The sequence below is a fragment of the Marinobacterium rhizophilum DSM 18822 genome, assembly GCF_000378045.1.
Lineage (GTDB): Bacteria > Pseudomonadota > Gammaproteobacteria > Pseudomonadales > Balneatricaceae > Marinobacterium_A > Marinobacterium_A rhizophilum.
In genome coordinates, this window is sequence record NZ_KB899092.1 from 57,917 (window position 1) to 82,941 (window position 25,025).

Sequence of the window (25,025 nt, forward strand, 5' to 3'; positions counted from 1 at the left end):
TACTGGCGCGCTTTGAAAACTGGTGGGAGTGACTCGATGGAGATCACCAAAGATTGTGTGGTGCAGTTCCATTACAACCTGCGCGATGCCGATGGCAGCGAGCTGGAAAACAGCCGCAAGGGCGATCCGATGGCATACCTGCATGGGCATCAGAACATGATGGCCGGTCTGGAAAAGGCCATGGAAGGGCACAGCGCCGGTGACGTATTCAGTGTGACCCTGGCGCCGGAAGACGCCTACGGCTCGCGCAAGGACGACGCCGAGCAGCGTATTCCGGTTAAGCACCTGCAGGGTTCGAAAAAATGGCGTCCGGGCATGGTTGCTTCCGTGCAGACCGATCAGGGTGTGCGTCAGGTGCAGATTCTGAAGGTCGGGAAATTCATGGTCACCGTGGATACCAACCATCCGCTGGCGGGCAAGACCCTCACCTTTGATGTTGAAGTGACCGACGTACGTGCGGCCAGTGCCGAAGAGATTTCCCACGGCCACGCCCATGGCGTGGGCGGTCATCACCATTAAGCGGATTTTCTGATCCAAAGGTTGTCAGCGGCGCCCTGATCGGCCAAGCTGACCGACCTCACAACCGCAACAGAACGAGTGGAGAGAACATGGCAACTGCAAGTGCACGTCACATCCTGGTTAAAAGCGAAGCCAAATGTCTGGAACTGAAGGCCAGCATTGAAGCCGGTGCCGATTTCGCCCAGGCGGCACGCGAATTCTCTGAATGCCCCTCCGGCGCCCGTGGTGGCGATCTTGGCAACTTTGGCCGCGGCCAGATGGTGCCTGAGTTCGACCAGGTCGTATTCAGCGCGCCGCTGAACCAGGTTCAGGGACCGGTCAAGACTCAGTTTGGTTACCACCTGCTGGAAGTCACCGCTCGCAAAGACTAAAGGTCTAGACAGCCTGTCGGGCTTGGCCGGTCGTAGCGAGGGAAAGGCCGATTTGAGTTAGTTTTTGCACTCTTTTGAGGCAAATAGTGGTTCTATTTAACGAAAAATAGAGCAAAAAGTGACCAAGGTCGGCTTTTCCGCAGTAGATCAGTGTTAAGTCCGACAGGTTGTTAGGCGATGCGCAAAAGACGGCAGCCTGTGGGCTGCCGTCTTGCGTTCAGTTGGACGATGGCGTGGCCTGGCTGGCGTCTATGGCGGTGTCGCCGCAATAGTCTTTTTCCCCGATCGCCGAGGTGAACCAGAGGTAGTCCGCGACCTGGTTCGATACCAGCTCGTCGCCGCCGACCACTTCACCGTCATCGCCCACGGGTGCCAGTAGAATCACGCTAATATCGTCCCGCTCCAGATGGCGGGGTACGCCCAGATCCTTGCGCACATGATATCCTCCGGCGACCAGCACTGCCGTCTTGTTTGTGGCATGCTGATCGAGCTGCGCGGCCATGCGCGCGTCCCGGGCCAGCTGGATCTCGACCATGGACTCGAGCCGCTTGGCCGGCACCGGCTCGCAGTGCTGCGCGCTGATCTCGTTGGCAATGTGCTCGCGAACGGTTGTCGCCACGCCGCTGCGGGTTTTTTGTTCCCGCTCCGGCAGTGCGTCGGTTTGCCCCTGGTAAATTGCCTTTATCTGCGCCTGGTTCAGGTTGCCGCCGACCAGGTGGCCACCCAGTTGCAACACGTTTCGGTACAGGCGGCCATAGGTAGCCCAGTCCCAGCCCGGCGTGACCGGCTCCAGTGCCGCTTTAAGTTCGCCCTTTGACGTGCTGATGCCCAGTTCGTCCAGCGCAAGATCCGATTCCAGCATCTCGAACACCACGCGGGTGCCGGGCGTGACCAGTTCTTCGAGCAGCAGTGTCTCGACAGCGTGATGCTCGGGGTTGTCGTGCTGTTCGCCGATCAGAATCACTTTCTTGCGCGCGAGTTTGAGATAGAGATCGTCGGGGGACAGCGTTTGCATGCTGCTCAGATCGAGTATTTCGCCGGGGTGGCGCCGGGGCTCGGCAGTATCGGTCGTTTGCGACAGCGCAGTGCCGGTCAAGCCGAGGTAAAGGCACAGCGTGGCGGCGAGGGCTGTTCGGGTTACTGGCATCGTTCGGGCTCCTGTTGTGTAACGCCGGCGTTGGGCGCCATGATGAAATGACATCGGCCACAGCGCAATGACAACACCATAAACAATTCTGGCTGATTGCCACCTTAATTTTCGTGGTACCCGTACAGGGTCTTTCGTCTGGCTCTGTCTTTCGCATCCCTGCGGCTTTTTGTCGAGGGTCCGGGTTGCACCGAGGCTGCCGAAAACGGCATTATGTGGTGTATCACCATCAGCGCAGGATCGCAGCATGAGCAAGTCAATCAAGGTGGTCGTTACCCGTAAAAAGGATCACGAGGCGCCAGATCCGGCGCGCCAGCAACGTATCGATGAGGCCATCGGCTTTGTTCGCGGCCTGCGCAAGAAAGGCGACAATCTCAAGGTTATGTGCGACAAGCTTAACGAGCACGGCCACCTCTGTCCCGACGGCTCCGCCTGGACCTACGATAGCCTCAATGAATTCATTCACCAGCATCAGCTGTAAGTCGCTACCCCTTGGCGACACAAGTTCAGTAGAATAATCGGCTTTAGGGCCGGCGCAGTGCCGCAGCAGAAGGACCAGGTGCATGAATCAACTCAGCTTCCAGCTAAAGGGAAGTGTTGTAACCGCGATCGTACTCGAACTGTACCGCTATTCCCGCGCCCAATTCGGCGAAGATCTTGGCGCCAAGGTGCGCCAGGCGCCGATGTTTTTTCATCAGACGCCGGTGGTCATCAGTCTTGAAAAGCTTGAGTCCGATGCGCTACCCATCGATTTTGTCGAGTTGATCAGCCTGTGCCGTGAATTCGGTTTGCGCCCGATGGCGTTCAAGGGCGCGCCGCCTGAACTCGGTGATGCCCTTGAGGCGACCGGGCTGGTGCTGATTCCCGCAGGGCAGGCCGGGCGGGCCGCCATGCCTGAGCCACCCGCGGCTCCGGTTGCTGCAGCGTCGGAGCCCGAAGTCGTGGTGCGCACGGTGGTGGAGGAAAAACTGGTCCACCGCCCCAGCAAGATCATTACCCGTCCTATCCGTTCTGGCCAGCAGGTGTATGCCGAGGGCTGCGACCTGATCGTGATGGCGCCGGTAAGCGAAGGCGCGGAGATTCTGGCTGACGGCCATATTCATGTTTACGGTGCCTTGCGGGGCCGGGCGCTGGCGGGCGTGCGCGGGGATGTTCAGGCACGCATCTTCTGTCAGAGCCTGGAAGCTGAGCTGGTTTCTGTGGCCGGTAATTTTAAATTGAGCGACAGTCTGCAGGAGCTCGCCTGGAAAGCGCCGGCCCAGGTGTACCTGCAAGACGACACGTTGCATGTGGCTGCGCTTTGATGAATACTCGCGAACCGGGTGTAGCAGGCAGAATTGAGGAGAGGGTGTTGGCTAAAATTATCGTGGTGACCTCCGGCAAGGGAGGTGTAGGTAAAACGACCAGTAGCGCTGCTATCGGCACAGGGCTGGCGTTGCGGGGCTTTAAAACCGCCATTATCGATTTTGATGTTGGCCTGCGTAACCTCGATCTGATCATGGGCTGTGAGCGGCGCGTGGTGTACGACTTTGTCAATGTCCTCAACAAGGAAGCAACCCTGAATCAGGCGCTGATCAAGGACAAGCGCACGCCGAATCTGTTCATACTGCCGGCCTCCCAGACCCGCGACAAGGATGCCCTGACGCAGGAAGGCGTACAGGCTGTGCTGAATGAGCTGTCCCGCGATTTCGATTACATCGTCTGCGATTCCCCGGCCGGCATCGAAAAAGGCGCGCAGATGGCGCTTTATTACGCCGACATCGCGGTGGTGGTAACCAACCCAGAGGTCTCGTCGGTACGTGATTCCGACCGCATTCTGGGTATTCTGCAGAGCAAGACGCGTCGTGTGGAGGCCGGTGAAGATCCGGTGGAAGAGCATCTGCTGCTGACCCGTTACAGCCCGGCCCGTGTACAGGCCGGCGAGATGCTCAGTGTGCAGGATGTGGAGGACATTCTGGCGATTCCGCTGATCGGGGTCATTCCTGAATCCGAAGCCGTCCTCAAGGCGTCCAACCAGGGTATGCCGGTTATTCTTGATCAGGAAACCGAGGCCGGCCAGGCCTACAGCGATGCCGTGGCGCGCCTGCTGGGCGATCAAGTTGAGCATCGCTTTCTGGAAGTACAGAAAAAGGGCTTTTTCAAGCGCCTGCTGGGAGGTAAGTAGTGAGCATTTTCGATTACTTTCGCAGCAAAACAAAGAACGCGTCTGCGTCAGTTGCCAAGGAGCGGCTGCAAATCATCGTCGCTCACGAACGCGGGCAGCGTCAGCAGCCGGATTACCTGCCGCAGATGCAACAGGAAATCCTTGATGTAATCCGCAAGTACGTAGCGATCGACCAGGAAAGTGTCAACATTCAGCTGGAAAACAACGATCACTGCTCGGTGCTCGAGCTGAACGTGACCCTGCCGGACCGATAAGTTTGTGCCAGTACGCCGGTGGTTTGAGATCCCGTCCTGGGGCTCAGGCCACCGCCAGCGTTCCCCCGCAAGCCGTCGCAGATGCAGTGGTGGCCTGATAACCACAGGCCTCCGGTGTCCCTTTTTCTGCAGGCCTTTCCCGTACGGTTAGGACATTGTCTTTGCTCTGAACGGTCGTTCAGACCGATGGTTTTTCACCTTTCACCTTTCACCTTTCAGCAGTGCGCGCACCCGGTCTACTGTTCGGTTGGGGAACTGGCGGTAATCGGGGTAGGGCGTGAGCAAAATGTTATCTCGTACCCATACCCGCCCTTCGGTATCCAGTGGCATGAAATTGGCGGTATCCAGTCCCAGGCGCTGCCAGCTGGCCTTGCCGGCGATCAGGTGCCAGCGGGCGTCGAGTAGCAGGCTGTCGGCGAAACAGATCACCTCGTCCTCGTGCAGTACTGCTTGATCCCGGTAATCCTGCCAGCGCATGCTGGCTGGACTGCACAGTTTGGCCAGTATGCTGAAAATCTTGCGCCAGTGATTGCCGTTGTGACGGATCAGCGCCGGTACATCGGGCGCCTGTGGGCAAACATCGGCCTGCGGCCAGAGAGGGCGGTTGGGCAGGTACAGTGCGACGCGGGCGTCAGGAGCGCCTAGCAGCGCACAGTCCTGTGTCATGGTGGTTGATGGTGTCATTTGCGCCGCTTTACTCCCGCGCCGGGGGGCGCAGTCAGTGGATTGTCGGGCCAGTGGTGTTTGGGGTAACGGCCTTTCATGTCCTTTTGCACCTCGCGATAACTGTTGCTCCAGAAACTCGCCAGATCCTGGGTCACCTGCAGTGGACGCTGAGCCGGTGACAGCAGGTGCAGCTTGAGGGCAAGCGTGCCGATGCGGGGCGTTTGCGAGCAGCCGAACAGTTCCTGCAGTTTGACGGCAAGTACCGGCGGGTCCTGTTCGTAGTCGATGCGTGCGCGATGGCCGGAGGGGAGCTGATACTGTTCCGGCGCCAGTTCATTAAGCTGCTGGGGCAGGGGCCAGGGCAGCAGGCTGTGCAGGATGGCGCTCAGGTCCAGTGCGGCAAAATGATTGATGTGACTGACCCTGTCGAGCCAGGGCAGCAGCCAGGTCTCCAGGGTATCCAGCAGGGCAGTATCCGACAGGTCGGGCCACTCGGTCTCAGTACTGCTACCCATTTTCTGCAGCAGGTCCTGGTGGCGTACAAAGGCTACCCGGGTACGCCAGCGCTGCAGGTTCTGGGTCCAGGGCAGCAACCCCAAGCCGCGTTTTCGGACCAGGGCGCAAAGCGCATGGGCACGGGCCTGTGGCTCAATGCTGTGCAGAGATTCACGACTTAGAATCAGGCTGCCGACCCTGCGCTGGCGTTCGGCGATCAGGCGGTTTTCGCTGTCCTGCCACTGCACGTGTTCGCGGGTTTGTACCAGTGGAGCCAGAACGTCGTCAAACAGCGCAGGATCCAGAGCGGTGGCCAACTGGATTCTGTCCACGGCGTCCCCGCTGCGTCCGCTCAGCTGCGCCGTTGCCAGCCAGGGCGCATTGCGCAGTGGGTCTTCGGGGTTGATCCGTGCCGAACGGCCATTGCTGAGCTTGTAGTCCAGCCCCTGGGACTGGCGCCGCGCAGCAATGCGGTCGGGGTAGGCGCAGGCAATCAGCACGGCCTGGGCAGTATCGCCTGCAAGTGCCGACGAACTCTGTACGGGGACGGCGAGCGAGCGGCACAGGGTGCGGAACTGATCAACCTGCTGGCGCAGACGCTGCCACTGGCCTCGTTCGTGGGCTTGCAAGCGGATATCACCGCGCAACCAGGCCAGGCGCAGGCTGATGTCGGCCTGGGAGCGTCCCAGTGGATCGCGATCCGACAGCAGGGCGGCAAGCTCGCAGGCCGCCTCCAGCAGGTCGAGACGACAGCCTTCGAGCAGCATATGCGCCAGGCGCGGATGGGCAGGCAGTTGCGCCATTCGCTCGCCGTGGGGCGTGAGCCTCCAGCCTGCGTGATCTTGCCGCGCCGCGCCAAGGCGTTGCAGCAGTTCCAGTGCCTGCTGGTAGGGGCCGGCAGCAGGGGCATCGAGCCAGGCCAGCTCGTTTGGGTCGGTGATGCCCCATTGCAGCAGCTGCAGGGCCAGTGGTGCCAGGTCCGCCTGGCGTATTTCCGGTTCACTGTGGGGGCTGAGTGCCTGTTGCTGGCTTTCGGACCAGAGGCGATAGCACAGGCCCGCCTCGGTGCGGCCGGCGCGGCCGGTGCGCTGCACACTGGAGGCGCGTGAAAGGCGGCGGGTTTGCAGGCGTGACATGCCGGTGCCTGCATCGAAGATGGCCTGACGACTCAGGCCGCTGTCGATGACCACCCGTACACCTTCAATGGTCAGGCTGGTTTCGGCGATGGCGGTTGCGAGTACCACCTTGCGCTGGCCGGGGCCCGCGGGTGCGATGGCGCTGCGCTGGGCGTCCAGACTCAGGTCTCCGTAGAGCGGGCTGAGGATGACATCATTGGCCACATTGTTCAGGCTTTGCAGCTGCTCGCGCAGCAGGCGGTGGGTTTCGCGTATCTCCCGCTGCCCGGGCAGAAACACCAGCACACTGCCACGTTCTTCATTCAGCGCCTGCATGACGGTCGTGGCAACACGCGCCTCGATACGTTCCCCCGGCTGGGCGCTGGCGCCGTAGCGAATATCGACCGGCCAGCTGCGACCTTCACTGCGAATCAGTGGCGCATTGTCCAGCAGGCGAGCGCTGGCGTCGCCATTGAGCGTGGCGGACATCAGCAGAATGCGCAGCGGGTTGTCCTCGCGCAGCAGTGCGCGTCCCTGCAGTGTGAGGGCGAGGCCGAGGTCCGCATCCAGGCTGCGTTCATGGAACTCATCGAAAATCACCAGGCCGACACCCTCAAGTGAGGGATCGGACTGCAGCATGCGGGTCAGGATGCCTTCGGTGACCACTTCGATGCGGGTTTGGGGGCCAACGCGAGTATCAAACCGAATGCGATACCCCAGGGTCTGCCCAACTTTTTCGCCCAGTGTCTGGGCCATACGCTCGGCGGCGGCCCTGGCCGCCAGGCGTCGGGGTTCCAGCATGAGAATTTTCTGGCCCGCAAGCCAGGGCGCGTCCAGCAGCGCCAGGGGTACCCGCGTGGTCTTGCCGGCACCGGGCGGAGCTTCCAGTACGGCTTCGGTGCGTTGGGTCAAGGCCTGCTGCAGTGCAGGCAGGATCTGGTCAATCGGCAATGATGTCATGGTATGAAGCAAGCCAGGTACTGCATCTTGGCCTCAGCTGTTTTCGGGCTGGAGACGGCTGATGCGTGCAGTGATAAACAGGGTCAGCAATATGGCGGCGCAAAAAGCATAGAGGCCGTAATGAATCTGTACCTGGGCGATGGCGCCGAGTTTCACCGTGACGACCAGAACCGCGACCACGAAGACATCGAGCATCGACCAGCGCCCATAGTCATGCATCAGTTTCAGGTATCGGGGCAGGCGACTGTCATGGTGTATCGCAGCCCCGGTGAGACGCAGCAGCACCAGGAGCTTGAGTATGGGCAGCAGAATGCTGAAGCCGCTAATCAGCAGGAACAGCAGGTACTGACCCTGCAGCAGCAGTTGCCAGGTACCGGAAAGGACCGAAAAGTTGCTTTGGATAAACAGAAATTGCTCGATGGTCAGCATTGGGGCACAGAGCCCCACAAGCAGCAAAACAGCGGTAAGGCCCAGTAGCAGCCGTAGGTGCCAGGCCCTGCGTGGGGTGAGAGCGGGGCGGGTTGATGTCGACATTGGCGCGTTGATTCTTCCTGTCGAAGTTTGAGTCTTGGCATGATACCGGACAGGCCTTTAGCTGTCCTGTCATTGCCAGTGTGATTGATAAGCGTATTAGCTGGGACTGGGTGGCGGATATGTGTTGTCGGATTTGGCGGCCAGCGGGGTCTGAGTGAGCGTTGTTAATAGGCGTGAATATAGGCTAGGCTGCGCTGGTGTTATCTGGCACACTGGGGATCTTGCCTGTAATTCAATGCATTTTTTTATGATTTTGAGCGATCTTAGACAGCGTTTAAAACGCCCGCTGGCAGTCTTGCTGGTCTCCATGCCAGTGATATTGCTGCTTGGCGCCGACGCCGGCTGGGCCGCTGAGAAGGATTCCTCCGCGTCCTCGACTGAAATTGTAGCCAAGAGTACTGCCAAAACCCGTCCCCTGGCACTCGACAGGATGCAGGGCGCCGGCGTCGCCAGTTCGAAAGTCCGGCTCAAAGTTACCGCGACCGCCTACAATTCGCTGCCGGATCAAACCCAGGGCAATGCCAACATTGGTGCCTGGGGGCACCGGCTGAAACCCGGTATCAAGGCTATTGCCGTATCCCGTGATTTGCTTGGGATGGGGCTCGAGCCGGGCACCGAAGTTGAAATTGAAGGCCTGCCTGGGCGCTACCGGGTGCTGGATAAAATGCACAGCCGTTGGGCCCGAAAAATCGATATCTACATGGGTGTCGACCATGATGCCGCACTGGCCTGGGGTAAAAGACCCGTGGTCATTCGCTGGGAAAACCAGGATTCCTGATCGCGCCCGTGCCATTGGTGTACAGCGTACGTTTTCGCAAAGAAAACCCATTCTTTGACAATCTTTTTCCCATTTTTTTGCCTAGAGTGTAGAACATCTGATTTCCATCAGCTGGGCTGGGGATGCACGCGCCACGCGTTCTGGGCACCCCGGTCGATTTCGGCACTGTCTGAGCAAAAAAGGGGCTAAAGGATTCGATGTCCGAACAACGAAGTGATAACAAGACACGATTGCTGACACAACTGGGCGAACTGTTCGAAAGCAGGCTCGCATCTGACGCAGCGGCTCAGGTCGGCGCTTTCACTGCCGCCTACTATCGGGTTTCACCTTACGATGAACTGGCCGAGCGACGGCTGGAAAACCTCTATGGCGCAACCCTGTCCTGTTTTCAGTTTCTGCAGGAAAGCGAAGCGCATGAGCCACGGCTGCGGGTGTTCAACCCGGACCTCGAACAGCACGGCTGGCACTGTAATCACACCGTTATTCAAATCCTGCACCCCAACATGCCGTTCCTGGTGGATTCGCTTCGCATGGAGTTGAATCGCCGTGAGATGGCTATTCATGTCGTACACAGCGCAGTACTGAATCTTTCCCGCGACGCTGAGGGACACGTGACCGGACTGGTGGACGCCGGCGCCGATGGCGCCTTGCGTGAAGCGCTGATCTACCTGGAAGTTGATCGCCACAGTGCGGCCGATGAGCTTAAAACACTGCGCGCTCAGCTGAGCGAGGTGCTGGGCGAAGTAAGGGCGTCGGTGGGTGATTTCCCGGCCATGCGCGCCCGCCTTGAGAATCTGCGTGATGAATTGAACACGCGTGAAACGGGCGCCTCCCGCGAAAGCTTGAGCGAAGCCGCAGCATTCTGCGACTGGATGCTCAGTGATCGCTTTACGTTCCTTGGCTACGATGAATTGGCGTTTAGCGGCGAGGGCGATAACTTCAGCGTGACGAGGGTTGCCGGCAGTGAACTGGGTACGCTGAAGCTGCACGTGCAGAACGGTCGCCGTCGCACGGGCGACGATCTGCGTGCGGAGGAGCGGGACTTCATGCTCTGCGCCGATCCGCTGATGTTCGCCAAGGATGCGGTGCGCGCCCGGGTACACCGTCCGGCACATCAGGATATGGTGGTGATCAAGCGCTACGACGCCAAGGGCAAGGTGTGCGGCGAACACCGTTTTTACGGTCTCTGGACCTCGCCGGTGTATGTTGAGCCACCCTTGCGGGTGCCTGTATTGCGCAGGCGTACTGAAAAGACGCTGGCGAGGGCCGGGTTTGATCCCCAGGGCCACAGTGGCAAGTCGCTGGTGCAGATCATTGCCGAACTGCCGCGGGATGAACTTTTCCTGGCCAATGATGAAGAATTGTTCGACATGGCCATGGGCATTTTCACACTGCAGGAGCGCCGCAAGGTCAAGCTGCTGATTCGCCGCGACAGCTGCTCCAAGTTTGTCAGCTGCCTGTACTTTGTGCCGCGTGATCTTTACACCACGGCGCTGCGCCAGCAGGTGCAGCAGCACCTGAGTGAACACTTCAATGCCACTGACTGCGAGTTCACCACCCGTTTCAGTGAATCGCTGCTGGCGCGGGTGTATCTGGTGCTGAAGGTGAATCCCGCCGTCCCGCTGGAGTTCAACGCCCAGGCCATCGAAGCGGAGGTGATCGAGATCTCCAAGGCGTGGAGCGAAGACCTGCACGCCGCGCTGGTCGAGAGTGCCGGTGAAGAGCGGGGCAACCATCTGGCCAATCATTATCGCCATGCCTTTCCGTCGGCCTACCGGGAAGATTTCAGCCCAAGCAGTGCGGTCTATGACATACAGCGCATCGAGCAGCTGGGCGAGAACCTGACCATCAACCTGAGCTTTTACCGGGTACTGGAGCAGAGTCGCGAAGTGTTGCGATTCAAGCTGTTCCACCCTCAGCAGCCGTTGATCCTGTCCGACGTCATCCCGGTGCTTGAGAAGCTCGGCATGCGGGTGGTGGGCGAGCATCCGTACAAGGTTAAACGCCGCGATGGCGCCCGCTTCTGGATTCATGACTTCACCCTGCGCTACGACAGTTCGGAGCCGGTGGAGCTGGAAGATGTGAAGCAGAACTTTCAGGATGCCTTTTCCACCGTCTGGGCGGGGCGGGCCGAGAACGACGAGTTCAACCGTCTGGTCATCGGCGCCAATCTTTCCTGGCGTGATGTCGCCATGCTGCGGGCCTATGCCCGATACAACCAGCAGATCCGTTTTGGTTTCAGTCAGCCCTACATTGCCGAGGCGCTGGGGCGTCATCTCTACCTGACCCGTCTGCTGGTCGCGCTGTTCAAGGCGCGCTTTGAGCCGGGTCGCCAGAGCAGCAGCAAGGTGCAGGCGCTGACAGAGCGTATTGCGGCCAGCATTATCGAGGGCCTCGACAAGGTCGACAATCTCAACGACGACAAGATACTGCGGCGCTTTCTGGAGCTGATTCAGGCCACCCTGCGCACCAACTACTACCAGCCTGACGAACAGGGCGAGTTGAAAGACTACTTCGCCTTCAAGCTCAATCCCCACGGCATTGCAGATATTCCGCTGCCCAGGCCCATGTTCGAGGTCTTTGTCTATTCGGCCCGGGTCGAAGGTGTGCATCTGCGCGGCGGCAAGGTCGCCCGTGGTGGTTTGCGCTGGTCGGACCGGCGCGAGGATTACCGTACCGAGGTGCTGGGGCTCGTCAAGGCGCAGCAGGTTAAAAACGCCGTCATCGTGCCGGTCGGGGCCAAGGGTGGCTTTGTGCCCAAGATGCTGCCGGTGAATGGCAGTCGCGACGAGATCCATGCCGAGGGTATCGCCTGTTACCAGATATTTATTCGTGCCCTGCTGGATATCACCGATAACCTGGTGGGGGCTGATCTGGTCCCGCCCAAGGGGCTGGTGCGTCACGACGAGGATGATCCCTATCTGGTCGTGGCGGCTGACAAGGGCACCGCGACTTTCTCCGATATTGCCAACGAAATCGCCGAAGAATACGGTTTCTGGCTCGGAGACGCTTTTGCGTCCGGCGGCAGCCAGGGCTACGACCACAAGAAGATGGGCATCACGGCGCGCGGCGCCTGGGAGTCGGTGAAGCTGCATTTCCGCGAACTGGGGCTCGACACCCAGACCCAGGAGTTTACGGTGGTGGCCATCGGGGACATGGCGGGGGACGTGTTTGGTAATGGTATGCTGATGTCACGCCATATTCGCCTGGTCGCGGCATTTAACCATCAGCATATCTTTATCGACCCGCAGCCTGACCCTGCCAGCAGCTATGCCGAGCGCGAGCGTCTCTTCGCGATGCCCCGCTCGAGCTGGGATGACTATGATCGCAGCCTGATTTCCGCCGGTGGCGGCATCTTCCTGCGCAGTGCCAAGTGGATCGACATCAGCCCTGAAATGAAGCAGCGCTTTGGCATCACGGCGGATCGCCTGGCGCCTAACGACCTGCTGTCGACATTGCTGCGCGCCCAGGTAGATCTGATCTGGAACGGGGGGATCGGTACTTACGTCAAGGCGAGCCACGAGAGTCATGCCGATGTGGGCGACAAGGCCAACGATGCATTGCGTATCGATGGCAAGCAATTGCGCTGCCGGGTGCTGGGGGAAGGCGGCAACCTCGGCTTCACGCAGCAGGGGCGTATCGAATACTGCCTGCATGGTGGCGCGTCCAACACCGACTTTATTGACAACGCCGGCGGCGTCGACTGCTCCGACCATGAAGTCAACATCAAGATCCTGCTGAACGAAGTGGTGGCCAACGGCGATATGACCGTCAAGCAGCGCAATGCCATGCTGCGCGAGATGACCGACGAGATAGCTCGCCTGGTACTGAAAAACAACTACAGTCAGGCGCTGGCCATCAGTATGGCCAAAGCGCATTCGTGCCATTCGATGGACGACTATATCCGCCTCATCCACCGGCTTGAATCGTCGGGCCGGCTGGTGCGGTCGCTGGAATTCATTCCATCCGACGAGGTGCTGCAGGAGCGCAAGGCGCAGAAGCTGGGCCTCACCCGGCCGGAGCTGTCGGTACTTATTTCCTACACCAAGGCTGAGCTGAAAGAGAAGCTGACCGGTTCATGGATTACCGAGGATGCGTTTTTGTCCAAGGCCATAGTCACAGCGTTCCCGCAACAGCTGGTCGAACGTTTCCCCGAACAGGTGCAAAACCATCGCCTGCGCTCGGAGATCATAGCGACCCAGATTGCCAATTCGCTGGTGAACCACATGGGCATCACCTTCATGCAGCACCTGCAGCAGGCCAGTGGTCGCGACCAGGCGGCCATTGCGGCTGCGTATGTGATAGCGCGCGAGCTGTACGACATCGAACCGCTGTGGCACGAAATCGAAGCCCTGGACAACCAGGTGCCGGCGCAGTTGCAGCAGGAAATGATGCTGGATCTTATGCGCCTGGTGCGCCGGGCCAGTTACTGGTTCCTGCTCAAGCAGCGCGGCAGCCTGGAAGTGGCGGCCACGGTTGAGCGATACCAGCCGGGTATTCGCGAGCTTAGCCCGACGATTGCGCAGCGCCTGCAGGGCGAACCCTTGCAGCACTGGCAGCAGCGCAGCAGCAGTCTGGTGGATGCCGGTGTACCTGACAGCCTGGCAGCGATGGTGGCCTCGGCTGACAGCCTCTATGCACTGCTTGGCGTGATAGAGGCGGCGATGCAGACCGGCCAGTCGCTGGAGCGTGTTGCGGCGGTTTACTTCGATCTGGCGCAGCGGCTTGAGCTGCACTGGTTCGACCAGCAGGTACGCGCCATCGAGGTTGGCAATCATTGGCAGTCCATGGCCCGTGACGGCTTGCGCGAGGATCTCAACATCCAGATGCGGCTACTGACGATCAACGTGCTGGAAGAGGGCGCTGATAACGCCGATACCACGGCGTTGGTAGACAGCTGGCTGGAGCGCCAGGCGCCGTTGCTGGGCCGTTGGCAGCAGATGCTCACTGAGCTGCGCGCCAGCAGTGGTCACGACAGCGCCATCTTTACGGTGGCCATGCGCGAACTGTTCGACCTGGCCCAGGCCGGCGGCTGATAGAGCGTCAAACCGGCAGGTATTCTGCCTGCCGGTTTCCTTCCCCGTTTCCTGTCATTTCCCTGTAGCCGTCTTGCTGCCATTTAATATGCCTCCATGCATCGACCTCGGCCTGGACCCTGTGCACAATAGAGCCCTTTAAAGACTGCTCCGGATTTGCTGTGCCCCTGATCAAATCTTACCTGCTGCGCCCCCTGCTCAAGGCGATACTCTGGCTTGTCGCCGGCTGGATTGGCTTTAGTGTCTTGCTTGTGTTGCTGCTCAAAGTGGTGAACCCCCCGGTATGGTCATGGCTGATCCAGCGCGAGATCTTTCCGCCGGCGGGTTATCCGGATGAGTATGCGCATCAGTGGGTGGCGACGGATCGAATTGCGCCAGCCATGCGGCTGTCGGTGATTGCCGCGGAAGACCAGCGTTTTGCCGAGCACAGTGGCTTTGATTTCAAAGCCATCAAGCGGGCACTGGATCACAACCTGGATGGCGGTAATGTGCGCGGTGCAAGTACCCTGACCCAGCAGACCGCGAAGAATCTGTTTCTGTGGTCGGGGCGCAGCTGGGTACGCAAGGGTCTGGAGGCCTGGTTTGCACTGCTGCTCGAACTACTCTGGGACAAGAGTCGCATTCTTGAAGTGTATCTGAATATCGTCGAGTTTGGCCCCGGCATCTATGGTGTCGAGGCGGCCGGGCGCTACTATTTCGGTACACCGGCGAAATCCTTGTCGAACCTGCAGGCCGCGCGCCTGGCGGCGGTTCTGCCCAACCCGTACCGCTACCGTGCGCAGCCGCCGAGTCCTTACGTACAGCGTCGCAGTCAGTGGATTTTGCGACAAATGCGCCAGCTCGGCACAGTCACGCTTCAGGCGGTCGATGGCTAAACCGGTGCCCGGCTTTGGCAATACGGATTCCCTTTGCGGGTAGCATAGGCGGCCGGCCGTAGCAGGCGCATTACCCCTCAGAGGAGGCCGGCACCTGTTGGCAGGTGACCGGGTGTGTGGTTGTCTGTTTGACCGCAAGGTTAATAAAAACGCCCTGATCAGGACTATCAATGCGAATACTTCACAGCTCGGACTGGCATCTTGGGCAGCATTTCATGGGTAAAAGCCGCGAGACCGAGCACCGTGCCTTTCTGGCCTGGCTCATCGAGCAGGTACAGGCGCATCAGGTGGATGCGCTGATTGTCGCTGGCGATCTTTTTGATACCGGTACTCCACCGAGCTATGCCCGCAGGCTCTACAACCAGTTCATTGCAGACTTGCGCCTTACCGGGTGTCAGCTGGTGATACTGGGTGGCAACCATGATTCGGTATCGACCCTGCACGAGTCCCGCGAACTGCTTGCCTGCCTGGGCACACGGGTGATTGGGGGCGTCACGACCGACCCCAGAGACCAGGTTATCGTGCTGCAGCAGCGCGACGGTACGCCCGGTGCGGTGCTCTGTGCCATTCCCTACCTGCGCCCACGTGACCTGATCGAGAGTCATGCCGGCGAAAGTACGCTGCAAAAGCGCCAGGCGCTGAGCGAGGCCATTGGTCATCATTATACCGTTATCTATGATATGGCCCGCCAGGTCCGGGATGATCTGCAAAGCGCTCAGCAGGCAAGCGGCGCGGTACTCGGGGCGGATTCTGCGGCCTCTGTCCCGTTGCCAATTATCGCCACGGGGCATTTGACCTGTGTCGGTGGTCAATTGTCCGAGTCTGTGCGCGAACTTTATATCGGTACCCTGGAAGCCTATCCGGCGGGTGCCTTTCCACCGGCGGACTATATCGCACTGGGGCACTTGCATCGCGCCCAGGCCGTGGGCGGAGAGTCCCATATCCGTTACAGCGGCTCACCCATCGCACTGAGTTTTGACGAGAGCAGGGGTAGCAAGCAGGTACTGCTGGTGGATTTCGCTGCCGGCAAGCTTGACGAAATCACGCCGCTGGCGGTGCCGGTGTGGCAGCCCATGCACAGTCTGAGTGGCAACCTGACAGAGCTGGAAGCCCAGCTGCAGGCCCATTTCGGTGATGGTGGCGATGAGGCTGCGGCCGGACCGCTCACCTGGCTCGAAATTGAAGTGCGTGGGGATGATTACCTCAGTGACCTGCAGCCACGGGTACAGCAGCTGGTGGAGGGGATGCCTGTCGAGGTGCTGCGTATTCGGCGTCAGCGCAGTGCCAGCAATATCGCGCTTGAGCGCGATAGCCGTGAAACCCTGCAGGAGTTATCCGTGCACGACGTATTTGAACGTCGCCTGGCGCTGGAAGAAAACATGGATGAGATCACACGGGAGCGCCTCGTCGGCGCCTTTGATTCACTGCTGCAACAGATACAGGACGGGGATCAGAACACATGCGAATCCTGAGCCTGCGGTTAAAAAATATCAACTCGCTCAAGGGCGAGTGGAAACTGGACTTCCGCGCCCCGGAATTCAGGGATAACGGCCTCTTTGCCATTACCGGTCCCACGGGTGCGGGCAAGACGACGCTGCTTGATGCCATTTGTCTGGCGCTTTATCACGCCACGCCACGCCTCAGTGTATCCGCGGGCAGTAACGAGCTGATGACCCGTCATACTGCTGACTGTCTGGCCGAGGTGGAATTCGAGGTACGGGGCGAAGAGTACCGCGCCTTCTGGTCGCAGCGCCGCGCTCGCAATCAGCCAGAGGGTAAGCTGCAGGCCCCACAGGTTGAGCTGGCCCGGGGAGATGGCCAGCTGCTCAGTACCCGCATCGGTGAAAAGCTGACGCTGGTGAGCGAACTGACCGGGCTTGATTTCGCACGCTTCACCAAGTCGATGATGCTGGCCCAGGGTGGCTTTGCGGCCTTTCTGAATGCCAGTCCCAACGAGCGCGCCGAGCTGCTGGAAGAGCTCACCGGCACCGAGATCTACGGCGAGATATCGCGTCTTGCCTTTGAGCGCAAGCGAAACGAAGAAGAAGCCCTGCGCGTATTGGCGGCCCGTGCCGGTGCGGTTGAACTGCTGGATGTATCAAGCCTGGCTGCGCTCGAGGCCGAACAGGCAGAACTCGCGGTGCAGCATGCAAAGCTGCAGGCAGAGGATGCCCGGCTGCAACAGGAGATTCAGGGGCTTGAGGCCCTGAGTGAGGCGCGGACGGCGCAGCAGCAGGCCCAGAGTGAACAGATGCGGGTGCAGCAGCGGTTTGAGAGTGAAGCTGCCCAGCTGGCAAAACTTGATGCGTGCCTGCCGGCGCTGGATATGCGCCCATTGCACCAGCAGTGGCAGTCGGACCTGACACAGGCAAATGCACTTGCAAAGGCCCGTGCACGGGATGCGTCATTGCTCAGTGAGGCGCAGCAGCAGCTTGGCGCGCAACAGGTACGGGAACAGCAGGAACAGCAGCATCTTGACGCCGCCAGGCGCAGCCGCGAGACAACTGAAACCCGCCTGCTGGAGGAAGTCATGCCGCTGGACAACCGCCAGGCACAGCTGGCCGAGCGTCAGCGCGAACTTGCGCAAACGCTGGCGGAACAGGCGCGGGGGCTTGCGGAACGGACTACAGAGCGCGATTGGCTCGCGACCCAGTTGCAGCAGGCAACGACACAGCGCAACCAGGCGCAGGATTATCTGCAGCAACACCAGAGTGCGGCCCGTTTGGGCGATCAGTTGCCATTGTGGCAGGACCGATTCGCTCAACGGGAACGCCTGTTGCTGCAACTGGACGAGATGCAGCGGCGCCAGCAGGATCTGTCGCTGCGCCAGGCTACCCTGGCGCAGGAAGTGCCCGCGTTGCAGGCCGGGCAGGCCGAGAGCCAAAAACGGCAGCAACAGCTTCAAGCACAAGCTCGAGAAACTCAGTCGCAACGGGATGCGCTGCTGCAATCCCGTACAGTGGCGCAGCTTGAACAGGCCCTCAAAACCGTTCAGGGCGCTGTGCGCACGCTGGACCGGCTCGAGGGCCTGGGGCAGCGCTGGCGGACCCTTGAAGCCGCCGTCAGGCAGCGTAGCGGGCAGATTGAGCAATGTGGCGCGGACCTGGTCGCGCAACAGGCGTTGCTCAGCGCCGCACGCCAGCAATACAGTGACTGCAAGCAGCACCGCGATGATCTGGAACGGTTACTGGCACAGGAGCAGCGCATCAGCGACCTGACGCAATACCGTGACCAGTTACAGCCGGACGAGGCTTGCCCGCTGTGTGGCTCGCACCAGCATCCCTATGTGACTGACTATCGGCAGCCGGACCTGTCCGAGACGCGCCAGCGCTACGATGCCAAAAAGCAGCAGCTCGAACGGTTGCAGCAGGAGGGGCAGAAGGTCGCCGCGGCGGCGGCGACACTACAGGCCCGGCTCGATCAGTTACAGGAGCAAAATGCCCAGGACAGGGCGGAGCAGGTGCGCTTGCAGGACGAGGCCCTGCCGCTACTCGAGGCCCTGCCAGATGAGGCAGGCAAAGCCTTGCAACTGACGGATGAGGCAGGTTGCGCCCGCTATACACAGCAATATGGGCAACAGCTGGCGGCACATGAGGCACTGAGCCTGCAGTTGCGCGAGCTGGATCAGGTGACGCAACAACTGCGCGAGGATGCGACGCAGCTTGACAGCCTGCTGGCCCGTCAGGCCCATGGGCTCGAGTTGCAGGCGCGGGAAATTCAGGTGCTGGCTCAGCAGCAGGCGCAGTGTGAAGACGAAATCCGGGCGCAGCAGGCAGCGCTGAGCGTGCTTGAGGCGTCTTTGCAGCAAGCACTGCAGGAGGTGCTGGGCGAGACGCGATTGCCGCAGGCTGATGCGCAGGAGCGCTGGCTGGCGGACACGTCAAAGGCGTGGGCTGACTATCAGCGGATGCAGGCACGTCATGACGAAGATGTGCGCAACTGCGAACACATTGGCGCGAAGCTCGACGTGCTGGGGCGCGAGTTGACACTGCTGCAACAGCAGCAGGCGGTGAACGTTGAGCAGCAGCGCGTCTGGGGCCTGCAGAGCGAGGAACTCGCCCGCGAGCGTGCCGGCCTGTTTGCAGGCCGGACGGTCGCGCAGATTCGCGCACAGGCGCAGCAGGTACTGCAACAGGCTGAAAGCCGCTGGCAGCAGGCCGCGGCACAGCTGGCGACAGTACAAAAATCGGTTGACGCACTGCGAGGCAGTCTCGACACCCTGGTGGTGCGTCAGGCAGAGATAGAGCAGCAGCTCGGGCGCTCAGCGCCGGCCTGGCAGCAGGCACTTGCAGCCAGTCCCTTTACCGATGAGGACGGTTACCGTGCGGCGCTGCTCGAACCGGAGTTGCGCCGCGAGTTGCAGGCGCTGCGTCAGACACTGGATGCGGAGCTGGCGCGGGCCCAGACCCTGGTGCAGCAAGCGCGTGCGCGAAAGATCGATCTCGAACAGCAGCCGTTTGCTACGCTGGAGCCCGAGGCGGTGCGTGCTGCCCGGGCAGCGGTTACCGAGCAGCTGCAGGCTATCGGGCAGCGCCGCGGTGCGCTGATGCAACAGCTTGAGCAGGATGCGCGTCTGCGTCAGGCACAGCAGGCACTCCTGCAGATGATCGAGACGCAGCAGGCGAACTCCGATACATGGACGCAGCTCTCAAGCCTGATTGGCTCCCAGAAGGGTGATCGCTTTCGCCGTTTTGCCCAGGGACTGACGCTGGATCACCTGATCCACCTGGCCAACCGTCAGCTGGAGCGCCTCGATGGTCGCTACCGGCTGCAGCGCAAGCACGGTGATGAGCTTGAACTGGAGGTTATCGACAGCTGGCAGGCCGATGCCCTGCGCGATACACGCACGCTGTCAGGAGGGGAAAGTTTTCTGGTCAGCCTGGCGCTGGCGCTCGCCCTGTCGGATCTGGTCAGTCACCGGACGAGTATCGATTCGCTGTTTCTGGACGAGGGCTTCGGCACGCTGGATGCGGACACGCTGGATACCGCGCTGGACGCGCTGGACAGCCTGAATGCCAGCGGCAAGATGATTGGTGTGATTTCCCATGTGGAGGCGCTCAAGGAGCGCATACCGGTGCAGGTGCGAGTGCGAAAGGGCAATGGTCTGGGATGCAGCCGGCTGGATGCGCGCTTTGCATATGAGCCTGCGCCTGTATAACGGCGGAGCCTCAGTCGGGCGCCCGACCCGGCGGCCATAAGGGTGTGTTCCGGCCTGCAGGATATAGAGGCCTGGGGGCGCTCATTGTTGCAGCTCCTCTTTGAGCAGCGGTAAATTGCTGCGTACCCAGCTTCGTCTGATGGGGCCCCAGTCCTTGACCCTGTAGAGACCGCAGTTATTGCGCTCGCCGTCGCTCTGCTCAAAGATACAGCTTATGCCGATATCTTCGAGGTCCTTGAGGCTGTCCTGCAGGGTGCGTCTTGGCATGCCGGTCTTTTCCTGCAGGGTGCGCAGGTTGTGCCGGCCATTATCTATCAGCCAGGCCAGATAGATTTTGCGAAAGAAGGCGCGCTGAGATCTGCGGGTCATGTGCCGGTTCCTCTCGTACGTAACTCCAATCAGCCTAGTCCAACGGGCGCAGTCTGACCATTTTCAGACGCGGCAAGGCTTGCAGCCTGATGCGTGGCACATTAACCGCGGTGTTGAATAGTACTCGCACCCGGGGGGGCTTTACGGTAAGCTGCGCCGCTTAGCTGTATCCTGGGCCGGTGCCGTATGTACAACACGTCAGGGCCTGCCGACCGATTCCACATTACGGACATTCATGACTGCTTTTTCCTCTCTCGGACTTTCCGACGCACTGCTGCGTGCCGTGCAAGAGCAGGGGTACGAAACCCCATCCCCAATTCAAGCCCAGGCGATTCCGGTCGTACTGGAAGGCCGTGACCTGCTGGCAGCGGCCCAGACCGGCACCGGTAAAACGGCCGGTTTTACCCTGCCCATGCTGCATCTGCTCTCGGAGCACCGTCCACCGGACGGTCACCTGCTGCGTGCACTGGTACTGACCCCCACACGTGAACTCGCCGCCCAGGTCGGTGAGAGTGTCAGCACTTACGGCCGTCATCTGCCGTTGCGCTCGGCCATCGTGTTTGGCGGTGTCAGCATTAACCCGCAAAAAGACCTGCTGCGCCGCGGCGTCGATATCCTGGTGGCGACACCGGGTCGTCTGCTTGACCTGCACGGTCAGGGTTGCGTGGATCTGTCACACATCCAGATGCTGGTGCTGGACGAAGCTGACCGCATGCTGGACATGGGCTTTATTCATGACATCAAGCGGATTCTGAAGTTGCTGCCCAAGAAGCGTCAGAACCTGATGTTCTCGGCCACCTTCTCGCCGGAAATTCGCCGCCTGACCGGCGATATCCTGCATAACCCCACCAGCATCGAAGTGTCGCGCAACGTAACGGCGCACAAGATCGAGCAGCGTTTTCATGCGGTGGAAAAAACCGAAAAAGCGACCGTGCTGGCACACATGATCCTGGCCGGCAACTGGTCGCAGGTGCTGGTGTTCTCGCGCACCAAGCACGGTGCCAACCGCCTGAGCCAGCAGCTCGAACGCAACGGTATCTCTGCGTCGGCCATTCACGGCAACAAGAGCCAGAATGCCCGTACTCGCGCACTGTCCGATTTCAAGGGCGGCCATGTGCGGGTGCTGGTGGCAACCGATATTGCGGCCCGTGGCCTGGATATCGACCATCTGCCCCATGTAGTGAACTACGAACTGCCCAATGTCCCGGCGGATTATGTGCACCGGATTGGTCGTACCGGCCGCGCTGGCGCCAGTGGCGAAGCGGTGTCCCTGATCAGCCGTGATGAAGACAAGGAATTCCGTGCGATCGAGCGCCTGTTGCGACAGAAGTTTGATGTGCAACCCGCCCCTGTGGTGGATCTGGATATGTTGCAGGCCAGTGCCGCCACCTATGTACCGAGCGAACAGCCGGCTGCGGCGCCAAGGCCCGCCAAAAGCGGCGCGGGTCAGCGTCGTGGCGGCCAGGGTCGCTCAAAAAGCGCTAGTTCCGAGCAGCCGCGTCGGGCGAGCGGCAACGAGGCACCGGCTAACAAGCCGCGTCGGCGTCGCCCGCGTCGTGCCACGCCTGCTGTACGCTAAATAGCGACAGCGCTTTGCGGGCGCTTTGGTGCCACCCCACTGCCGGCCCGTCATTATCTTGCATAGAACAAGATGATGGCGGGCCGGCAGTGCCGTTTCTGGCACGCAATCCAAGCTGCTTCTCTGAATAGGCCCTCAGGGCTTTGCCAGGCGCTGGCCCGATACTGCCGGGTGGTAGATCGGCTGCACGGTATTGCCTGCGGGATCAAGGCAGTAAAAGCTGCGTACGCCAGGGTCATTACTGTGGTCGTGGGGACGACTCAGAATTTCGACGCCCTGTTCAGCCAGATAGGCGGCCCAGGCATCCACGTCGGCGGGTTCATCGCAGATAAATCCAAAATGATCCAGTCGTTGGGGGCCGCTCGCGCGGTCCTCTGCCTTGGCGCGACTCAGGGACAGGTTGTCGTTGCCCAGGGTGAGGTACACCAGGTTGCGGTGCGGGCGGTGCAGCACCTGCATGCCCAGCAGATCGACGTAAAATCGTTCCACTGCTTCCAGGTTGAGTACCGTAAAGGCGATATGGCGCATGCCGTTCAGGGCATTGGGGCGGGTGCTCATGCAGTGTCTCCGGTGCTGTCAAAACGAGCGCCAAGGCTTGTCTTGACCTATATTTGTATTTAAAGTCACGATTAATTGTATACATAAAGTAATTAATATTGATCGCATTTACAATCGGAGCTGCCCATGTACTGCATTTTTCTCAGCATAGACCTCAAACCCGGTGCCAAAGACCGCTACCTGGCGCTCATTGCTGCCAATGCCCAGGCGTCGGTTGCCCAGGAGCCAGGCTGCCATACCTTTGATGTGCTGCTTGATCTCGAGCACGCCGATCGGGTCTATCTGTATGAGGTGTACGAGAGCCCGCAAGCACTGCAGGCACACAAGGAAAGCCCGCATTACCTGCGTGATCGCGAACAGATCAATGCACTGATCGAGCGCCAGCAGGTCGTGCGGGCCGATGTGGCCGGGCTCTTTCCGCCCCGGGGGTAGGAGGTCGTCCGCGCATACTCACCTTGCTGCGAACCTTCTGAGCCTGGCGGTTTTTTGTGCAGCTTCGCAAGCTGTATTCTGACGTACAGTAAGAATGGTTTTTTCATCGCAGTGAATGCCAGGGGCGAAAGCGACGGCTGCCACGCCGCTGTTGTAATATGCAGTGGTAGCAATCATTCGACGATGTTGGACCAGGCGTATCTATGAAAAGCACCGAATATTCAGCGTGGAACCCCGGTCTTGGATCAGATATTCCTGTCGAATATCGGTGCCTTGAAACTATCCATCGGCCGGAAAATGTCTTCACCCGCCTTGCTGATGTGGAAGAAATCGCCCGGCAGGTCGGGCTCGCACAGGAAGAGCTGGTCGCATTCAGGCCGGAACGCCTGGCGCTGCATGAACTGCTGGTTAGAGTTACCGCTGATATCGTGGCGTTAGAAGGGGAGGACGAGTTCGGTCTTGGCGTGCACTTTCGTGAGATTGCCAAGCATTTGCTCAGTGATTATATCGATCCGAATCTGGACTCTATTACACAGGCGTATGTCGAATTGCGCCAGCAAGTTGAGACCCGGGTACGGCAGGAGCTGACAAGCTCATTAATGGCCCCTGTTCAGACGACGCAGGCAAAAAGACGCTTTTCTATTCTACAGTTAATTCGCAAGCCCAAACCCAAACCCGCTTCCCTGTTTCAGGAATCCATTCAGGAAAAACAGTATCGCGTCATTGCCGGATTCAAAGAGAAAGGGCTTGTTGAGCAAGCTCCCGTTGCCAAGGCAGTCTACAGAGGTCTGTATCGCGTACTTGGCTCCATCGCCAGCTCGAGCGGCCTTGTCGGATCCGATATCGATTATCTTTCAGGGCTGGTCACTAACCATGTGTGCAACAGCTATGGAAGCCAGGTCATTGGTCACCATATTGCGCCGCTGGTACATGAAGTGATCCAGCAGATCGGGTTGACGCCAACCGTCTCGGCAGAAAAACCGGTACTGATTAGCTTGAAGGGGGCATCCGCTGCGGGCAAAAGCTCCCTGCGGCCCATGCTCAAAAAGGTTATGGGCGAATACGGCATTCAATCGGACGGTTATGGAACGATCAGTCCTGATATCTGGCGGCGCCTTCTGCTGGATTATGATGCTCTGGGGGATGCGTACAAGTATGCCGGACGGTTGACCAGCAAGGAGGTGGCGATTATCGATCGGAAACTGGATTACTATATTCGCGACAAGGCCAAACGAGATAAGTCGATTCCTCATCTGCTGGTTGACCGCTTTCGTTTCGACAGTTTTTCAACCGAAAGCATATCGCGAATCCTGCATAGTACCTATGCCCGGTATGTCGATACGATGCACATGTATTTTGTGATCACGCCGCCGGAAGAAACGGTGCAACGGGGCTGGGAAAGAGGGTTAAAAGTCGGTCGTTACAAAGCCGTGGAAGACTTTCTCGGCCACAGTGTTGAAACCTATGTCGGTATTCCGAAACTGTTCTTTAAATGGCTGGCGTGCCGCAAACCGATTTACAAATACGAATTCCTGGATAACAGTGTGCCCAAGGGAACGTATCCGAAGACCATTGCCTTTGGTGATCAGCAAGAGATGGTCATTCTCAACCCGCTGGCGTTTATCGCTATCGAGCGTTATCAAAAAATCAATATAAAAGCCAAATCACCCGAAGAGGTGTATCCGGACAGTGCCGCATTTTCCGTCAAGAACAACATGGGATTTCTAATGAAATGCCTTGGCGGAATACCCATGATCCACTTTCTGGACGAGGCAACGAATGAACCTTACCTCAGGGTGAGCTCAGGCGTGTTTGAAGTGGTCAGTCCTCGAATAATGGCAGCAAAGCTGTCAGACCCCCAGATGCGCGAAATAATTCAGTTAATGGCGCCGGCCGTTATTGAGAACCTGGAAATTGAGGTCTTTGATGCCGGGCCGCTCCGGGCAGAAAACAACACCTGATTCCAGCCGCCGAGCGCGCCGACAGCGCGCCGTTGCCAGTCGGCCAGCCTTGCC

The 25,025-nt window shown here is 59.7% G+C and carries 20 protein-coding genes; 14 read left to right on the top strand and 6 right to left on the bottom strand.

What is annotated here, in order from left to right:
• The first annotated feature begins 36 nt into the window (after positions 1 to 36).
• Together F451_RS0105115 and F451_RS0105120 are read left to right on the top strand one after the other, a co-directional pair.
• Positions 37 to 519 (top strand): FKBP-type peptidyl-prolyl cis-trans isomerase, encoded by a 483-nt coding sequence (locus F451_RS0105115; RefSeq protein ID WP_020680276.1) that lies wholly within the window; start codon positions 37 to 39, stop codon positions 517 to 519.
• 89 nt (positions 520 to 608) lie between these two features.
• Positions 609 to 890 carry a peptidylprolyl isomerase gene (locus F451_RS0105120; RefSeq protein ID WP_020680277.1) on the top strand — a complete coding sequence of 94 codons (282 nt, stop codon included), beginning with the start codon at positions 609 to 611 and terminating at the stop codon, positions 888 to 890.
• A 217-nt stretch (positions 891 to 1,107) separates the two neighbouring features.
• Here F451_RS0105120 and F451_RS0105125 read toward each other — a convergent pair whose 3' ends face one another.
• Complete coding sequence (locus tag F451_RS0105125) at positions 1,108 to 2,037, bottom strand: ChaN family lipoprotein (protein ID WP_020680278.1); 930 nt, start codon at positions 2,035 to 2,037, stop codon at positions 1,108 to 1,110.
• Between the two features lie 247 nt (positions 2,038 to 2,284).
• Between F451_RS0105125 and F451_RS0105130 the strand changes: the two genes are divergently transcribed.
• The 4 genes from F451_RS0105130 (at position 2,285) to minE (ending at position 4,455) form a co-directional block, all read left to right on the top strand.
• Positions 2,285 to 2,518 (top strand): hypothetical protein, encoded by a 234-nt coding sequence (locus F451_RS0105130; protein ID WP_020680279.1) that lies wholly within the window; start codon positions 2,285 to 2,287, stop codon positions 2,516 to 2,518.
• Between the two features lie 82 nt (positions 2,519 to 2,600).
• Positions 2,601 to 3,341, top strand: a complete 741-nt coding sequence (minC, locus tag F451_RS0105135) for a septum site-determining protein MinC (RefSeq protein ID WP_020680280.1) — start codon at positions 2,601 to 2,603, stop codon at positions 3,339 to 3,341.
• Between the two features lie 47 nt (positions 3,342 to 3,388).
• Positions 3,389 to 4,201 carry a septum site-determining protein MinD gene (gene minD / locus F451_RS0105140; RefSeq protein WP_020680281.1) on the top strand — a complete coding sequence of 271 codons (813 nt, stop codon included), beginning with the start codon at positions 3,389 to 3,391 and terminating at the stop codon, positions 4,199 to 4,201.
• On the top strand, positions 4,201 to 4,455 hold the full coding sequence (gene minE / locus F451_RS0105145) for a cell division topological specificity factor MinE (protein ID WP_020680282.1): 255 nt from the start codon (positions 4,201 to 4,203) through the stop codon (positions 4,453 to 4,455). Before minD ends, minE begins: the two co-directional genes overlap by 1 nt.
• A gap of 201 nt (positions 4,456 to 4,656) precedes the next feature.
• Here the strand turns inward: minE and F451_RS0105150 are convergent, their stop codons facing one another.
• From F451_RS0105150 to F451_RS0105160, 3 genes are read right to left on the bottom strand one after another with little or no spacing between them, the layout of a single operon-like run.
• The gene (locus tag F451_RS0105150) at positions 4,657 to 5,139 is read right to left on the bottom strand and encodes a DUF6942 family protein (protein ID WP_020680283.1); all 483 of its coding nucleotides are present in this window, start codon (positions 5,137 to 5,139) and stop codon (positions 4,657 to 4,659) included.
• The gene (gene hrpB / locus F451_RS0105155; RefSeq protein WP_020680284.1) at positions 5,136 to 7,691 is read right to left on the bottom strand and encodes an ATP-dependent helicase HrpB; all 2,556 of its coding nucleotides are present in this window, start codon (positions 7,689 to 7,691) and stop codon (positions 5,136 to 5,138) included. The genes F451_RS0105150 and hrpB overlap by 4 nt, the downstream gene beginning before the upstream one ends.
• Before the next feature lie 33 nt (positions 7,692 to 7,724).
• Positions 7,725 to 8,225 (bottom strand): paraquat-inducible protein A, encoded by a 501-nt coding sequence (locus tag F451_RS0105160; RefSeq protein ID WP_083928350.1) that lies wholly within the window; start codon positions 8,223 to 8,225, stop codon positions 7,725 to 7,727.
• Between the two features lie 307 nt (positions 8,226 to 8,532).
• On the opposite strand from F451_RS0105160, the gene F451_RS24880 reads away from it, so the two are divergent.
• The 5 genes from F451_RS24880 (at position 8,533) to F451_RS0105185 (ending at position 20,072) form a co-directional block, all read left to right on the top strand.
• Positions 8,533 to 9,003: a 3D domain-containing protein gene (locus tag F451_RS24880; RefSeq protein WP_240476439.1), complete on the top strand. Its 471-nt coding sequence runs from the start codon at positions 8,533 to 8,535 to the stop codon at positions 9,001 to 9,003.
• Between the two features lie 197 nt (positions 9,004 to 9,200).
• Entirely contained in the window at positions 9,201 to 14,039 is a 4,839-nt protein-coding gene (locus F451_RS0105170) for an NAD-glutamate dehydrogenase (protein WP_020680287.1), read from the top strand.
• A 161-nt stretch (positions 14,040 to 14,200) separates the two neighbouring features.
• Positions 14,201 to 14,914 (top strand): monofunctional biosynthetic peptidoglycan transglycosylase, encoded by a 714-nt coding sequence (gene mtgA, locus F451_RS0105175; RefSeq protein ID WP_020680288.1) that lies wholly within the window; start codon positions 14,201 to 14,203, stop codon positions 14,912 to 14,914.
• Positions 14,915 to 15,084: 170 nt separating this feature from the next.
• Complete coding sequence (sbcD, locus tag F451_RS0105180) at positions 15,085 to 16,386, top strand: exonuclease subunit SbcD (RefSeq protein ID WP_020680289.1); 1,302 nt, start codon at positions 15,085 to 15,087, stop codon at positions 16,384 to 16,386.
• Positions 16,374 to 20,072 carry an AAA family ATPase gene (locus tag F451_RS0105185; protein WP_020680290.1) on the top strand — a complete coding sequence of 1,233 codons (3,699 nt, stop codon included), beginning with the start codon at positions 16,374 to 16,376 and terminating at the stop codon, positions 20,070 to 20,072. The genes sbcD and F451_RS0105185 overlap by 13 nt, the downstream gene beginning before the upstream one ends.
• A gap of 81 nt (positions 20,073 to 20,153) precedes the next feature.
• Here the strand turns inward: F451_RS0105185 and F451_RS0105190 are convergent, their stop codons facing one another.
• Positions 20,154 to 20,441 carry a helix-turn-helix domain-containing protein gene (locus F451_RS0105190; RefSeq protein ID WP_020680291.1) on the bottom strand — a complete coding sequence of 96 codons (288 nt, stop codon included), beginning with the start codon at positions 20,439 to 20,441 and terminating at the stop codon, positions 20,154 to 20,156.
• 235 nt (positions 20,442 to 20,676) lie between these two features.
• Between F451_RS0105190 and F451_RS0105195 the strand changes: the two genes are divergently transcribed.
• Positions 20,677 to 22,020, top strand: coding sequence for a DEAD/DEAH box helicase (locus tag F451_RS0105195; RefSeq protein ID WP_020680292.1), 1,344 nt, complete (start codon positions 20,677 to 20,679; stop codon positions 22,018 to 22,020).
• Positions 22,021 to 22,155: 135 nt separating this feature from the next.
• Here F451_RS0105195 and F451_RS0105200 read toward each other — a convergent pair whose 3' ends face one another.
• The gene (locus F451_RS0105200; RefSeq protein WP_020680293.1) at positions 22,156 to 22,578 is read right to left on the bottom strand and encodes a VOC family protein; all 423 of its coding nucleotides are present in this window, start codon (positions 22,576 to 22,578) and stop codon (positions 22,156 to 22,158) included.
• Positions 22,579 to 22,704: 126 nt separating this feature from the next.
• On the opposite strand from F451_RS0105200, the gene F451_RS0105205 reads away from it, so the two are divergent.
• Both F451_RS0105205 and F451_RS0105210 read left to right on the top strand, forming a co-directional pair.
• Complete coding sequence (locus F451_RS0105205; protein ID WP_020680294.1) at positions 22,705 to 23,010, top strand: putative quinol monooxygenase; 306 nt, start codon at positions 22,705 to 22,707, stop codon at positions 23,008 to 23,010.
• A 203-nt stretch (positions 23,011 to 23,213) separates the two neighbouring features.
• Positions 23,214 to 24,971: a DEAD/DEAH box helicase family protein gene (locus F451_RS0105210; protein ID WP_020680295.1), complete on the top strand. Its 1,758-nt coding sequence runs from the start codon at positions 23,214 to 23,216 to the stop codon at positions 24,969 to 24,971.
• Positions 24,972 to 25,025 lie beyond the last annotated feature (54 nt).